This is a genomic window from Campylobacter sp. JMF_01 NE2 (assembly GCF_027737365.1).
Classification (GTDB): domain Bacteria; phylum Campylobacterota; class Campylobacteria; order Campylobacterales; family Campylobacteraceae; genus Campylobacter_B.
The window spans coordinates 1-13,993 of record NZ_JAOVTR010000006.1; the positions used below are offsets into that span (position 1 = coordinate 1).

Consider the following 13,993-nt stretch of genomic DNA (forward strand, 5'->3'; position numbering starts at 1 on the left):
TTTTATTAAGATAGATGTTGTTGTTTTCAACACTATTTTTAGTAGAATCATCACTGTCGCTATATCCGCCGTAAATTGTTTTACCGACTAAATCACCAGTTTGAATATTGGTTTCGACATAAACATGATTTCCTGTATTCGAAGGCTGGTTAAATTTGGCAAATTCGTTCGTGTCAAATTTAGGATCGTTCCACTCTTCTGTTATTTCATCTGTGCCTGTGAAATAGAGGTTTTCATCATTGTTTTCCAAATATATACCGCGTAAATTTCTGGTGTATTTTGTGGAATTTAAAATTTTGTAAATTTGATCTGGTTGAAACGCATCGACTATCTTTGCGCCGTTTGCTAGCGTTTCGCCACTGTGTTCTTTGTTTTGCCAGTTGATATCTATTCCATTAATATTATTATTTGGATCAGGGATAATATTTTGCAAACTCGTGGCTGATTTGATTAGATAGAATTTTTTATTTTTTTCTTTATTAAGGTCGATTACATCGTAAGTATAACTAAAAGTATCGCCTATGCCGTATTTTGCCTGATATTCTTCATCTGTGCGAGATCTTGTTAGCGTCTCTTCTATGTCATTATTAGCCTGTGCACCACCTGTGATAATGGCGATTTTATCTAAATTTGTGCCGTATTTGATAGCGTTTTTGGTTAAATTTGTTATAGCGTTTTCCCCACCGCCATCGACTTTTACTTCGACCGTCTCGTCACTAGCATTCCCTTTTAATACATTTATCGCCACGCCGTCTAAATCAGCTCCGATTTGAGGATTTGTTAGCGTAAGGGTGGCTTTATCGGCAGTATCACCGTGAGTAAATGCGTTAAACTGCAAAGTATCAAATCCACTAATCCCGCCCACTTTGATAACGCCAAGATTATCTTTATCTTTGCCTAGGATTAGAGTGTTGCTGACATTTTCTTTCTTGCTATTACCGCCGATTATGCTTCCCTCTACTGCGCCAGATAGGACATATACGGCATTGCCTGTCGTATCTGCGTTAGTCGTATCGGATATATATCCGCCATATACATTTTCTTTAATTATTCCATTATTCGATAAATCCAAAATGACTAAGTTGTTTTTTGTACCATTTGACTCGCCGATTGTAGCACCGCCACCAGTATCAAATCCTACTGCACCACCATAGACATTTGCGATTTTGCTATCACCAGCTACAACAGCTATATTTCCTTCTGCACCACCTGAATCATTTCTCCAAGTTCCACCGCCTACGACATTTGTTTGTATTTTAACGCTATCAGCAGCATTTTTATTTAAATCTCTTACATATATTCGGTTATTGTTTGCTTCGCCTAGTTTTGCTGCACCACCAAATAGATATTTAGAAGTAGAGTTTTTATTTGTGTCAGTATATGTCGTAACTCCGTCATAGATGAGCTGATTATAGCTCGCAGTGCCTATATCGCTAGCATTTTGTAGAAAATCTTCTTGAACCATTGCACCTGTTATGCTATAAGCACTGCCTGCACCATACAGTGTGCTATCTTTGACAAAGAGTGTATTATAGCTTGCCTCGCCTTTGTTTGCGTATGTTATAGCCCCTCTTAAATTACCATGAGAAATCTCTGAATTCTTTATTACCGTTGTATTGTAATTAGTAATACCGGGGCTAGCATTTTCAGCCCTAGCTGACCATATACCGATGTTAGAACCAGTATGAGTTACATTTGTTATTTCAGCCAAATTGTGATTGAGTTGTCTTGATCCGCTAGATGGATTACTATAAGCGACTTGTATCGAGTTTGTTTTTAGTAACGATGCTGTTACATTTGTGACATATACACTATTATTTGAAAGATTTCCTGCTTGTTCTGAATATCCGCCGTAAATAATTTTGCTTTTGTCTGTGTTATAATTGTTACCGCTTCCGCTAATAGTAACTTTTGCTTCATTAGTAATTGCTTCTCCACTAGAATTAACTCCAACATATCTATAACCGTTCGTATTATCAGGCTTTTTGTAAGTTTCTAATGTTGCCCCTTCAATGCCAACTGCATCTGCAATGCCAACTCCGCCTACGGCGAATAAAATCGCAGCTAAGACGATACTTCCTCTGCTTTTGTTTAATGCTTTCATCTCAAACTCCTTTGAAATTTTATAAATAGCTGAAATTATAACTTAAATTACAGAAAAAAGCGGTAAAATTTAAAGAATTTATGGGAATTTTTGCATTTTTTTAAAAATTTGACAAATTAGGCGCTTTGGGCGCGGATTAAGCGCAAATTCTCGCAATGACAAATTAAATAAATCGCTCGCTATTGTCATTGCAAGGAAGCGAAGCACTGACAACGCAAAATCAAATTTTCTGATTTAAATCCACGCTTTCGATTGCTAAATTTCGAAATTTAGCCAAATTTTCCACTTCGCGCGCAGTATCTTCGGTGTAAGGCAAAACTATATGAAATCCACGCTCAAACCCCAAAAAATAGTTTTCGCCACTCCTAGCTATGCGGTTTAAATCGCTAGTAGCGAACTTCTCGCTCGCACTGGCTTCGCCATTAGCGAAGCTAATCTCACTCTCACTCCACAAAAAATTCATCACCACGCTCGAAGGCTCGATATTTTCGGCGTTTGCGATATGTTTGCGAAGCATTTTGCGATAAAATTTAGGGAAAAACACCAGCCACAGCGCGCCCATGATTAGCGAAGCGACGCTTGCAATCGGGGCTGTTTTGAAAAGTCCGTCGATGATGATACCAAAGATCAAAAACTCAAAGGCGATCGCATAGGTGCTGACGATTTTTTGTTTTTTTGCTTTTTTACTGTGAAGAAGCATAAATTTGTTAAGTGCGCTCACATCGCGCTCGGTGATAGTTACTTGCATAATTTTCCTTGATAAATTTTGGCGCATTTTATCAAATTCGGCTTAAATTTTCTATGTTAAATTTAAAAGGCTAAAATTCGCGCAAATTCAAGGAAAAATTATGAAAAATTTACTCAAAATCAGCGGATTTTTGCCCTTTATGATAATAATGTTTATCAACGCCAGCGTCGATCTCGCGCACAAAATCACTATCCAAAATGTCCTAGTCAAGAGCTTTTCGGGCGACACGCTCATTGCCCTGACCGCGCTAGTAAATATGCTAATCTTGCTTCCATATATTTTTTTATTTAGCACTTCTGGCTTTTTAAACGACAAATTCTCGCGCACGAAAATCACTCGCGCTTGCGCCCTGCTTGGCGTGGGGCTGTGCGCACTAATCACGCTTGGATACATTTGCGGGTGGTTTTATTTCGCATTTTTTATGACAATTCTTTTAGCTGCGCAAAGCGCGATATACTCGCCCGCGAAATACGGCCTAATCAAAAAAATCGTCGGAGCGAAAAATTTAGGCGCGGCAAACGGCGCAGTGCAGGCTCTAACCATAATCGCGATTTTGCTCTCATCGCTTGTGTTTTCTGTGATTTTCGAAAGTTTCGCAAAGCAAGGCGCAGGCGCAGGCGAGCTTTTACGCTCGGTGTGGTTTATAGGGCTTTTGCTCGTGGCTGGCTCTATGGTGGAGGCGTATTTCGCCTATAAAATTCCATATTTTGACGCTAGCGAACCTGAGGCGAAATTTGAGTTTGCAAAATTCGCAAAATTTGAGTATCTAAGGCAAAATTTAAAATTTGTAACCTCGGATAAAAATATCTTGCTCTGCACGCTTGGACTTTCGATGTTTTGGGCTGTTTCACAGCTCGTGATTGCGACATTTCCGGCGCATTTTAAGGCCATTAGCGGAAATGATAATGTGATGATTATCCAAGTTATCCTAGCTCTAAGTGCGATCGGAATCGCGCTGGGAGCGGTGTTTGCAGGAAGCTACTGCAAAAAACATATCGAGCTAGGAATCGTGCCATTTGGCGCGTTTGGACTAGGACTTGCGCTGATGATTTTGGCAAACGCGCACTCGGCTTTTACGCTATCTTTGGCGTCGCTATTTTTCGGATTTAGCGGTGGAATTTTTATCGTGCCACTTAATGCGAATATTCAGTTTTTTACCCGCGATGAGCGCATGGGGCGCGTGCTAGCGGGGTCAAATTTTATCCAAAATATCTTTATGGTGCTGTTTTTGATAATCGCCATAATTCTAGTAAATTTTGCCGTGTATAGTGGCGAAATCTTTGTAATGTGCGCGCTGTGCGTGCTAATCTGCGGAATTTTTAGCGCTAGATACCTGCCGCACCTTTTTATGCGAATTTTGCTTTTGCCGTTTTTGAAATTTGGATATAAAGTCCGCGTCGATGGGCTAGAAAATATCCCGCAAAGTGGCGGAGTTTTGCTACTTGGAAATCACATTAGCTGGATTGATTGGGCGGTCGTGCAGCTTGCCTGCCCGCGCGCTGTGCGATTTGTAATGCATAGAAGCTATTATGAGCTGTGGTATTTGAAGTGGTTTTTGAAAATTTTTGGTGTAATTCCAATCGGCGCAGGGGTCAGCAAAAGTGCGCTTGGCGCGATAAAAGAAGCCTTAAACGCTGGCGAAGTGGTAGGGCTTTTCCCAGAAGGGCACATCAGCTACAACGGCAGAATTGATGAGTTTCAAGCGGGATTTGAGCACGCTGCAAAGGGCGCAAATGCCGTGATAGTGCCGTTTTATATCCGTGGGCTTTGGGGTTCGACATTTTCGAGGGCTAGCGAACATTACAAAAAAACAATTTCCAAGCTTGGCACGCACGCTTTGAGGGTGAGTTTTGGTGCGCCACTAGATATAAACGCCAAAGCGCACGAGGTCAAAAAGGCTGTGCGCGAACTATCGTTTTTTAGCTGGGAAAAATACCTTAGCTCGCTTGATCCACTCGCGTATAACTGGCTAAATCAGGCGAAAATTTCGCCATTTAAAACTATCGCGGTCGATAGCACAGGGGTAAAATTTACAAATTTAGCGATGATGAGCGCGCTAATAATGTTTCAAAAGCGCCTAGCACCGCGCATAGGAAATGAAAAAAACATAGGCATAATCCTGCCTAGCTCCGTGATTGCAAGTGCGATAAATTTGACGATTTTAGCCATGGGCAAAATCAGCGTAAATCTCAACTACACTTTAAGCGAAGAAAATCTCGTGTATTGCGCTACAAAGGCGAATTTGCGCACCATAATCAGCTCGAAAAAATTTGTCGAAAAGCTAAAATCGCGCGGATTTGAGCTAGAAAGTAGCCTTGGCGAGAGATTAGTTTATTTGGAGGATATCGGCGCAGATATCACGCGCAAAGAGCGCATAGCCACGGCGATAAAGGCTCTTTTGATGCCGAAATTTTTATTCGAGGTTTTGTATATCGCGCCACACGCAATCGACGATGAGGCTACGATTTTATTTAGCAGTGGAAGTGAGGGGCGCCCAAAAGGCGTGGTGCTCACGCACAAAAACATAATGGCAAATGTGCGCCAAATCTCCGAACTCGTAAATGCCACGGGCGAAGACGCGCTTTTGGCGTCCTTGCCGATTTTTCACTGCTTTGGACTAACCGTTACGACGCTATTTCCGCTAAATGACGGACTTTTAAGCATACATGTCCCAGATCCGACAGACGCGTTTTGTGTGGGCAAAATGAGCGCGAAATACGGCGCGTCGATTATGTTTGGAACCTCGACATTTTTTAGACTTTATGCCAAAAACAAACGCCTAAATCCGCTAATGTTGCGAAATTTGCGCCTTGCAATCGCAGGTGCTGAAAAACTGAGCGAGAGCGTGAAAAAGGACTTTAAGGTCAAATTTGGCGTGGATATCTACGAAGGATACGGCACCACTGAGACTGCACCTGTGGTGAGCGTAAATACGCCAAATATTTTAGAGCCTGATTTTTTCAAGGAACTTGTATTCAACCGCGAAAAAAGCGTGGGTTTGCCACTAGCTGGCACGATAATAAAAATCGTCGATCCCGCGAATTTCGCTGAGCTTGGAAACGGCGAAGCAGGGCTAATCCTAATCGGCGGGGCGCAGGTGATGAAATGCTACTACGACGAGCCAGAGCGCACGGCGCGCGCGATTATCGAAATCGACGGCGTGAGGTATTATAACAGCGGCGATATCGGATACTGCGACGATGACGGGTTTTTGTTTATCACAGACCGCCTTTCGCGCTTCGCAAAAATCGGTGGCGAGATGATAAGTCTGGGCGCAGTAGAGGGGGCGATAGGCGAAATTTTGGGCTCTACGGTTAGCTTTTCGTGCGTAAATTTGGCCGATGAGAAAAAGGGCGAGAAAATCGCGCTACTATACAGCGCCGAATTTAGCGAAGATGAAATTTCGCAGATGATAAAGGGTGCAAATTTAGCCCCGATAATGCAGCCAAGTGTGGTAAAAAAAGTGGGTGAAATACCGATTTTAGGCAGCGGCAAGGTGGATTTTAAAGCTGTGAAAAAAATGGCAGAGGATATGGGAATTTAAAATTTTACTGGGCAAATCCTCGCAATGACAGATTAAGCAAATTTACTGCCATTGCGAGTGAAATTTACTTCACCAAAGATAGATCAAGTTTGATTTCGTCGTTTTTGATGACGCAAATGCCCTTGTTTAGCACATTTTGTGCGATTTGCTTGGCGCCTTGCAAAGAGTGCATTTCGCAGGTGCCACACTGAAATTTATTCAGCTCTGGTATGTCGCTTTGGCATTTTACCGCTAGCACATCGCGCATAGAGCTCTTCCATGCGCAGATTATCTCCTCTTCGCGCGGTTCGCCGATTAAACTCATATAAAATCCAGTCCTGCACCCCATTGGCGAAATGTCGATGATTTCGACATCGGCGCTGTTTAAATGCGCTCTCATAAAGCCCGCAAAAAGGTGTTCGAGCGTGTGTGTGGCGCGCTCGCTCATAATCTCTAAATTTGGCCTGCAAAATCGCAAATCAAAAACGCAAATCCTATCACCGCCCTTTGTGGTCATTTTTTTGGCAAGTCGCACGCCAGGGGCTTTCATCTTGGTATGATCTACTAAAAAACTATCAAGTAGTGGCATTTTTTCTCCTTTAAAGTCGTTTGATTTCTTTTTTTTCAAATAAAATTTCGCTAGGGCTTTTCTCGTCAGAGAAAAAGACATTATAAACAAACATCGAAAACACCGCGGTCGTAACGATAGCCATAAAAATCAAAACCGCGAAAATTATCTTGCGAATTATCAGCATGAGCAAAAAGCCCTTAAAATGCCATTAAACGCGCGCCAGCAAGATTATAAATCATCGCAGAGCCCTGCGTGGCGAGTTTATTTAGCATTTTTTCATACGGGCTTGGTTCTAGCCAGATTGGATTTGATACGCCACTTAGCTTTTCGCACGCTGTTTTGGCGCTTTGCAGTGAGCCGACCTCGTCGATTAGGCCTAGTTTTTTGGCCTGCGCGCTTAAAAATACCCTAGCGTTCGCCCAAATTTCGCGCTCGTCGAATTTAAGCTTTCTCGCACTTGCCACTTCGCGCGCAAACAGCTCGTAGCTTTGATTTACTAGGCTTTGCAGACTTTCTCTCTCAGCCTCGCTCCACGGCCTCATCATGGTTCCAGCCTCTTTAAATTCCCCAGCCTTTACGACCTGCTCGCTAATGCCGATTTTTTCGGTTAAATTCGAAACATCAAGCCCTTGCATAATCACGCCGATTGAGCCGATAAACGAGCCTGGGTTTGCGTAAATTTTACTAGCCCACACGCCACTAAGATAGCTTCCGCTCGCCATTGTGCCCTTGGCGTATGCTACGACTGGCTTTTTGGCGTTTAGGGATTTTATCGCTTGTGAGATTTCTACGCTCGGACTAAGCGCACCGCCTGGGCTATCAATAATGAGCAAAACGCCCTTGATTGCGCCATTTTTTTCGATTTCTTTGATGTTTTCTAAAATTTGGCTATCGTCCATAATCGCGCCAGTCAAATTTATCGTGGCTAAATTTGCATTTGGACTTTGCGCGCTCTTATCCCCGCTAAAAATCAAAAATACAATGAGTAAAAATATCATTGATTTAAAATATTTATTTATAAAGCCAAGCACCGCTAAAATGGGCGTAAAAAGGTTTTTTAGAAATTGCATTTTTTGCCTTTGATATATAGTGATTTTGCGTTTTTACTCTGTAAAATCAGCTGTAACGCTAGCTGGCTCTCATCGCACTCAAATCCCCCAAATACGGCAATATCTGCGATTTTGCCACTGCTTAGTTCGCCTAAATTTAGATCCAGCGATTTTGCCGCGCGGTTTGTCGCGCCTAGCAAAAGTTCGCGCGCAAGCTTGCTAAGCTCCAATCCATCATGCACAAAGAGATTTGCCCTAAGCTCGTCGAGGAAATTTAGGCTGATATTCGAGCTTAGCCCGTCTGTGCCGATAGAAAATAAATAGCTGTTTTTGATAACGCTAGTTAGCTTTAATCTATCTCTGCCTAAAAGGCGGTTTGAGACCGCGCAGTGCGTTATAGAGTGGAGTTTTTTATCAAAAAGTTTGAGATCTGCAAAGACACAGTGCGTAAAGAGCGTGCGCACGCCCTTGAAATACTCGATATAGCTTTTTGGCGAATAAAATGGTTTTGGGTTTGGCAAAAACGCCCCAAGCCACTCTTTAAACGCGCCCTTGCCGTGTTTGAGCCAGTCGCGCTCGTGGTTGCTCTCCATGAAATGCGAACTCATCAAAAGCTCGTTATCGCGGGCAAAATCAGTGGCAAATTTCGTGATTTCTGGGTGTGTGGAGTATGGCGCATGCACCGAAACTGCCGGGATAAACAGATCGCTTACAAGCTCAGCAGACCTTGTGAAGCGCTCGCTAAATTTATCTATATTTGCGTCGATTGTGTTTTTATCCGCGCCTAAAATTTCGTTGAAAAACACGAAGCGCGCAGGCGATTTGGCGCAAATTTGAGCCTCTGTGCCAAAGCTAGAAATTTCTCCGATTGTAGCCACGCCTGATTTCATCATGGTTAAAATTTCTTTTTCGATTATCGTTTCTAAGGCCTGTTTAGAGAGCTCTTCTCTGGCATTTACGATAGAGGCGACCCATTTTACGAAATCGCCGTAGATTAGGTGCGTGCGGTTCGCGCTAAATTCTAAATGCGTGTGAGTGTTGATAAACGCTGGCATAGCGATATCGCTTCCGCAATCGATAAATTCAGCCTCGGGGTATTTTTCCCTAGCTTCATTTGGTTTTAAAATTTCTTCTATTTTTTCGTCGAAAACTACGGCTTTATCGCGGTGAATTTTAAATTTTTCATCGCAGGTTAAAATCCACTTCGCCTTTAAAATTTTCATAATTAATCCTTGTGATTTGTGATGAAATATTTTACAATAAATTAGTAAAAATTTAAGATAGTCAAAAATAAGCAATATTTGGCTATAATGAGCGATTAAATTTTTTTAAAAAGGACAAAAAATGAAAATTATGGTAATCCAAGGACCAAATATCAACCTTCTAGGACTACGCGAGCCAGGAATTTACGGCCGTATGAAAATGGAAGATATCCACAGACAAATGCAAGTCGTAGCAGAGCAAAGTGGCGTAGAAATCGAGTTTTTCCAAAGCAATTTCGAAGGCGAGCTAGTCGATAAAATCCAAGAGTGCTACGGCACATGCGATGGAATCATCATCAACCCAGCCGCCTACACTCACTCATCAATCGCTATGAGAGACGCGCTTATGGCTGTGGCGTTGCCTACGATCGAGGTGCATATCTCAAACATCAACCGCAGAGAAGAATTCCGCGAAAAATCAATGATAGCCCCTGTTACAGCTGGTCAAATCATCGGCTTTGGCCCTGTGGGATATCATTTAGCGATGATTGGTATGCTTCAAATTTTCGAGCAAATCAAGGCTGCAAAAGAGGCGAAAAAAGAGGCGTAATCAAAGCAGATGAACTACATTTTAAGGGATACTAACGCCGTATTTTGGGAGTGTGGATATGCGTGCGATAACTGCATATTTCTAGCCCTTAATGGCGCGCGGTTTTTTATCACAGACGCTAGATACAGCCTTGAAGCTAGCGAGTTAGCCAAAAATGCGCAAATCGTGCAAAGCTCGGATTTAACCCTTTCTGCGCGTAAAATTTTGCGCTCTTACAAGGTGCGGGCTGTGATTTTTGATCCTAATGATTTTAGTTTTGGCGCATTTAACGCATTAAGTAAAAATTTAAGGACGCGCTTTATCCCAAAGCTAAATTTTAGCCAAATTCGCCGCACGATAAAAAGCGAAAATGAGCTTGAAATCTTGCGCACTGCGGCTAAAATCGGCGCGCAAAAATTTGATGAATTTGCCAAATTTGTGAGCGAAAATGGGCTTGGTATGAGCGAAAAAGAGCTATTTTATAACGCGACTTTGATTTTCAAAGATAGCGGAAATTTAGCCCTTAGCTTCGAGCCGATTGTGGCGATTAACCAAAACGCCGCCAAGGCTCACGCTCTGCCTAGCGACGAGAGGCTAAAAGACGGCGATTTGCTTTTATTGGACGCTGGGGTGAGGTATAAAAACTACTGCTCGGATCGCACAAGAACGGCGAAATTTAGCGCACAAGAGGGAATAAATTTTAGCAAAAATCAAAATTTTGGCGATACGAAAAAAGATAAAATTTACGCCATTGTCAAAGAAGCTCAAAAACGCGCTATAAACGCCGTAAAACCCGGTGTCGCTGCGCGCGAAATAGATAAAATCGCGCGAGATTATATCGCAAGCGAGGGCTTTGGGGCGCAGTTTTTGCACTCTACGGGGCACGGCGTGGGCGTGGATATCCATGAACTGCCGATTATTAGCCCGCGCTCGAAGGCCATTTTAGAGGAAGGTATGATTTTTAGCATAGAGCCTGGGATTTATTTGCAAGGCGAGTTTGGCGTGAGGATCGAAGATACTGTAATCGTGACAAAAAATGGTTGCGAGGTTATGAGCGAATAATGCAAATTCTAGCGCAAAAAAACGGATTTTTAAGGCTAAATGAGGCCGTGCGAGTGATAAAAAGCCGGAATTTCCCGCGCAAATTCGCCAAAAAAGAGAATTTTAAATTTTGCTATATTTTAGGGCTTGGCGGAAACATCGGCGACAGCAGGGCGCGCTTTGAGCGTGTGTATCACCTGCTACAAAAAAATCCGAATTTTTTCGTTTGCGCTTCGTCGCAAATTTTAGAAAATAAGCCATTTGGGTTTTTAGAGCAGAGCAATTTTTTAAACGCTACGCTATGCGTGCAAAGCTCGCTCGCGCCGAATTTAATGCTAAAAACTATGCAAAAAATCGAGCTTAAATTTGGGCGCAAACGAAGCTTCAAAAACGCCCCGCGCACGCTAGACATTGACATTTTGTATTCTAGCGCGAAAGTTAGGCAAAACGAGCGCTTAATCGTGCCACACAGGGGCGCAGCAGAGCGCATAAGCGTGATTTACCCACTTGGAAGTATGATTGAAAAAGGTTTGGTATGAAAAATAAAATTCTAACATTTCTAAGCGCAAAAGGGGGAGTTGGCAAGAGCCAGATTGTGGCGAATTTCGCTCAAATTTTAGCTAACGCAGGATACGCTGTGGCTGTGCTAGAAGTGCCAAATTTCAATAACCAAGAGATAATCTTAAACGCTAAAATCGACAAAAACCAAATTTTTGTTTTCGCAAACTCTCAGGCCAAGGGGCTTAAAATTTTGCCAAATTTGACGCTGATTGCGCCAAATGACGGCGTGTTTTTGAGCGAAGATGGCGCGATAGAGAGCTTTTTGGGCGCAACGCTTGGCGCGGATATGTTTGATTTCATCTTAATCGACGCTTCGCTAGATTATGCGAAAAAATTAGTAGAATTTGACACCGAGCCGATTGTGGTGTGCGCGAACGAACCCTGCGCTATCAGCAACACTTACGCGTTTTTGAAATCACTAAATTTGCCACAAAAAGAGATTTTGTTTTTGATGAATTTCGCCTCTTGCGAGGACGAGGCTGTGGGGATATTCGAAAATCTAAAATCCGTGGCGCAAAAGAATTTGGGCGAGGTGAAATTTGGGCTAGTTGGCTTCATGCCTTATGATAAATATGTCTTTATAAACGCCCAAAACAGGGAACTTTTCAGCATTTCGCGCCCATTTTGCAAGGCTAGTATCGCGCTTCGTGATAGCGTAAGCAGGACGCTGGTGGCACTTGGGCTTGAAGCTTTGCCAAAGCGTGGCGCTTTCGGTGGCTTTCTAGGAAAGCTTAGTAATTTAATCTAAATTTTAATCACACAATGCAAATACGAGAAATTTTACAAGATATCAGAACGGCGAAAAATAGCCTAAATTTCATAGAACCAGGCGTTACAATTTTTGGCTCAGCGAGGCTAAATGCGAGCAATCAATATGTCAAAGACGCAGAAAAACTCTGCGCGGCGCTCGCTGATATGGGATATGCGGTCATCACAGGCGGAGGAGGCGGAATAATGCGCGGGGCAAACAAAGGCGCATTTGCTCGCGCAAAAGCCCCAAGCGTGGGCTTTAACATAAAGCTTCCTTTCGAGCAAAAAAGCAATGCGTTTTTGACTCACGATGTGCATTTTAAAACCTTTGCCCCTAGAAAAGGCGCGCTCATCGCAAATAGCGAAATTTTCGTCATTTTCCCGGGCGGGTTTGGGACGATGGACGAGCTGTTTGAGGTTTTGACGCTCAAACAAACAGGCTTTAAAACAGCCCAAATTTACCTATACGACGCCAAATTTTACGCCCCTTTGGTGGAGTTTTTCAAAAGCTCAATGTTGGCTTTGGGGACGATTGATAAGGGCGATTTGGCGGGATTTAGGCTCTGTTCTAGCGTAGAAGAGATAATAGAGCATATCAAAAAGGAGAAAATTTGAAAATCATGGTCGCCCTAAGCGGGGGCGTGGATAGCTCGATGAGCGCGAAGCTTTTAAAGGACGCTGGGCACGAGATCGAGGGCTGCTATATGAAGCTACACGAAAAGCCGGGCTATCACGAGAAAAATATCGAAAAAGTGCGTAAAGTAGGGGAGTTTTTGGGTATAAAAACGCATATTTTGGATTTGCAAGATGAGTTTAGGCGCGAGGTTTATGAGCCATTTGTGCGCACATACCAAAACGGCCTTACGCCCAATCCCTGCGCGCTGTGTAACCGCACAATCAAACTTGGCAAGCTTTTGGAATTTGCCCATCAAAACGGCTGCGAACGCCTAGCCACTGGGCATTATGTGCGCGTGGAAAATGGACTTTTAAAAAAGGCGCGCGATGAGAGCAAAGATCAAAGCTATTTTTTGGCAAATGTTAATCCAAATGCCTTAAAATCTATGATTTTCCCGCTTGGCGAAATGCTTAAAAGCGAGGTCAAAGCCAAGGCCAGCGCGTATCCAGAGCTCATCGAAATCGCTTCGCAAAGCGAAAGTAGCGAGATTTGCTTCGTGGATAAAACATATATCGAAATTTTACAGCGCCATACAAACACCAAAACCCCGGGCGTGGTAAAAAACGCAAATGGCGAAATCATCGGCACTCACGAGGGCTATATGCACTACACAATCGGCAAAAGGCGTGGATTTCGCATAGACGGCGCGCATGAGCCACATTTCGTGCTAAAAATCGACGCGCAAAATAATGAAATCATCGTCGGCGGGCGCGACGAGCTCGATACTTACGAGTTTTCGACGCGAAATTTAAACGCATTTGTGAGCGTAGATGAAATTTTAAATGCGCCAAATTTGGGCGTGAAACTTAGATATCGAAGCACGAAAATCCCTGTAAAAATCGCGCTAAATGAGCGTGGCGGGGTTAGTGGCACGCTCTCTCAGCCAGCAAATGGTGTAGCTGGGGGACAGCTGGCGGTTTTTTACGACGAAGAGGACCGTGTGCTAGCCAGCGGGTTTATTGAGTAAAATTTTGAAATTTTGCAAAATACTGCGCCGAAATTTTATACTCGTAGGTTGCTTCGCTCGTTACACTCGCTCGCAATGACAAATCAAGCAAAATTTGTTCGCCATTGTCATTGCGAGAAATGCGAAGCATTTCCGTAAAAATAAAGTCAGCTAAAATTTTAAAAAGCAACGCTTTTTAAAATTTTAGCCACTTCTAAGGTTTTACAGGGGTG

At 43.0% G+C, this 13,993-nt stretch carries 13 protein-coding genes; 7 read left to right on the forward strand and 6 right to left on the reverse strand.

Annotated elements, in window-relative coordinates; all coding sequences use genetic code 11:
* Together OFO01_RS08240 and OFO01_RS08245 are read right to left on the reverse strand one after the other, a co-directional pair.
* A partial coding sequence (locus OFO01_RS08240) for a hypothetical protein (protein WP_270859787.1) occupies positions 1 to 2,104 on the reverse strand: 2,104 nt, incomplete at its 3' end.
* A 220-nt stretch (positions 2,105 to 2,324) separates the two neighbouring features.
* Positions 2,325 to 2,852, reverse strand: a complete 528-nt coding sequence (locus OFO01_RS08245) for a hypothetical protein (RefSeq protein WP_270859786.1) — start codon at positions 2,850 to 2,852, stop codon at positions 2,325 to 2,327.
* A 100-nt stretch (positions 2,853 to 2,952) separates the two neighbouring features.
* Between OFO01_RS08245 and OFO01_RS08250 the strand changes: the two genes are divergently transcribed.
* Complete coding sequence (locus OFO01_RS08250) at positions 2,953 to 6,396, forward strand: acyl-[ACP]--phospholipid O-acyltransferase (protein ID WP_270859785.1); 3,444 nt, start codon at positions 2,953 to 2,955, stop codon at positions 6,394 to 6,396.
* A 64-nt stretch (positions 6,397 to 6,460) separates the two neighbouring features.
* Here OFO01_RS08250 and luxS read toward each other — a convergent pair whose 3' ends face one another.
* Genes luxS through mqnF form a run of 4 tightly spaced genes read right to left on the reverse strand, consistent with a single transcriptional unit; the run spans position 6,461 to position 9,218 of the window.
* Complete coding sequence (gene luxS / locus OFO01_RS08255; RefSeq protein WP_270859784.1) at positions 6,461 to 6,964, reverse strand: S-ribosylhomocysteine lyase; 504 nt, start codon at positions 6,962 to 6,964, stop codon at positions 6,461 to 6,463.
* 10 nt (positions 6,965 to 6,974) lie between these two features.
* A complete protein-coding gene (locus OFO01_RS08260; protein WP_270859783.1) occupies positions 6,975 to 7,130 on the reverse strand; it encodes a hypothetical protein in 156 nt (51 codons plus the stop codon).
* A 13-nt stretch (positions 7,131 to 7,143) separates the two neighbouring features.
* Positions 7,144 to 8,016: a signal peptide peptidase SppA gene (sppA, locus tag OFO01_RS08265; RefSeq protein ID WP_270859782.1), complete on the reverse strand. Its 873-nt coding sequence runs from the start codon at positions 8,014 to 8,016 to the stop codon at positions 7,144 to 7,146.
* Positions 8,004 to 9,218 (reverse strand): aminofutalosine deaminase family hydrolase, encoded by a 1,215-nt coding sequence (mqnF, locus tag OFO01_RS08270; RefSeq protein ID WP_270859781.1) that lies wholly within the window; start codon positions 9,216 to 9,218, stop codon positions 8,004 to 8,006. Before mqnF ends, sppA begins: the two co-directional genes overlap by 13 nt.
* A gap of 121 nt (positions 9,219 to 9,339) precedes the next feature.
* Here mqnF and aroQ point away from each other — a divergent pair, with 121 nt between their 5' ends.
* The 6 genes from aroQ to mnmA are packed head-to-tail and all read left to right on the forward strand — an operon-like array spanning position 9,340 to position 13,781.
* Positions 9,340 to 9,807: a type II 3-dehydroquinate dehydratase gene (gene aroQ, locus OFO01_RS08275; RefSeq protein ID WP_270859780.1), complete on the forward strand. Its 468-nt coding sequence runs from the start codon at positions 9,340 to 9,342 to the stop codon at positions 9,805 to 9,807.
* A 9-nt stretch (positions 9,808 to 9,816) separates the two neighbouring features.
* Entirely contained in the window at positions 9,817 to 10,848 is a 1,032-nt protein-coding gene (locus OFO01_RS08280; protein ID WP_270859779.1) for a M24 family metallopeptidase, read from the forward strand.
* Positions 10,848 to 11,366, forward strand: coding sequence for a 2-amino-4-hydroxy-6-hydroxymethyldihydropteridine diphosphokinase (gene folK / locus OFO01_RS08285; RefSeq protein WP_270859778.1), 519 nt, complete (start codon positions 10,848 to 10,850; stop codon positions 11,364 to 11,366). Before OFO01_RS08280 ends, folK begins: the two co-directional genes overlap by 1 nt.
* Positions 11,363 to 12,136: a nucleotide-binding protein gene (locus OFO01_RS08290; protein ID WP_270859777.1), complete on the forward strand. Its 774-nt coding sequence runs from the start codon at positions 11,363 to 11,365 to the stop codon at positions 12,134 to 12,136. The genes folK and OFO01_RS08290 overlap by 4 nt, the downstream gene beginning before the upstream one ends.
* 14 nt (positions 12,137 to 12,150) lie before the next feature.
* The gene (locus tag OFO01_RS08295; RefSeq protein WP_270859776.1) at positions 12,151 to 12,753 is read left to right on the forward strand and encodes a TIGR00730 family Rossman fold protein; all 603 of its coding nucleotides are present in this window, start codon (positions 12,151 to 12,153) and stop codon (positions 12,751 to 12,753) included.
* Entirely contained in the window at positions 12,750 to 13,781 is a 1,032-nt protein-coding gene (gene mnmA / locus OFO01_RS08300) for a tRNA 2-thiouridine(34) synthase MnmA (protein ID WP_270859775.1), read from the forward strand. The genes OFO01_RS08295 and mnmA overlap by 4 nt, the downstream gene beginning before the upstream one ends.
* Positions 13,782 to 13,993 lie beyond the last annotated feature (212 nt).

What these genes read in the sequence shown, in the direction of transcription:
- folK (WP_270859778.1), top strand. Translation starts at nt 10,848, where the DNA reads ATGCAAATTCTAGCGCAAAAAAACGGATTTTTAAGGCTAAATGAGGCC.
- OFO01_RS08245 (WP_270859786.1), bottom strand. Translation starts at nt 2,852, where the DNA reads ATGCAAGTAACTATCACCGAGCGCGATGTGAGCGCACTTAACAAATTT.
- OFO01_RS08260 (WP_270859783.1), bottom strand. Translation starts at nt 7,130, where the DNA reads ATGCTGATAATTCGCAAGATAATTTTCGCGGTTTTGATTTTTATGGCT.
- OFO01_RS08250 (WP_270859785.1), top strand. Translation starts at nt 2,953, where the DNA reads ATGAAAAATTTACTCAAAATCAGCGGATTTTTGCCCTTTATGATAATA.
- sppA (WP_270859782.1), bottom strand. Translation starts at nt 8,016, where the DNA reads ATGCAATTTCTAAAAAACCTTTTTACGCCCATTTTAGCGGTGCTTGGC.
- aroQ (WP_270859780.1), top strand. Translation starts at nt 9,340, where the DNA reads ATGAAAATTATGGTAATCCAAGGACCAAATATCAACCTTCTAGGACTA.
- OFO01_RS08290 (WP_270859777.1), top strand. Translation starts at nt 11,363, where the DNA reads ATGAAAAATAAAATTCTAACATTTCTAAGCGCAAAAGGGGGAGTTGGC.
- mqnF (WP_270859781.1), bottom strand. Translation starts at nt 9,218, where the DNA reads ATGAAAATTTTAAAGGCGAAGTGGATTTTAACCTGCGATGAAAAATTT.
- OFO01_RS08280 (WP_270859779.1), top strand. Translation starts at nt 9,817, where the DNA reads ATGAACTACATTTTAAGGGATACTAACGCCGTATTTTGGGAGTGTGGA.
- luxS (WP_270859784.1), bottom strand. Translation starts at nt 6,964, where the DNA reads ATGCCACTACTTGATAGTTTTTTAGTAGATCATACCAAGATGAAAGCC.
- OFO01_RS08295 (WP_270859776.1), top strand. Translation starts at nt 12,151, where the DNA reads ATGCAAATACGAGAAATTTTACAAGATATCAGAACGGCGAAAAATAGC.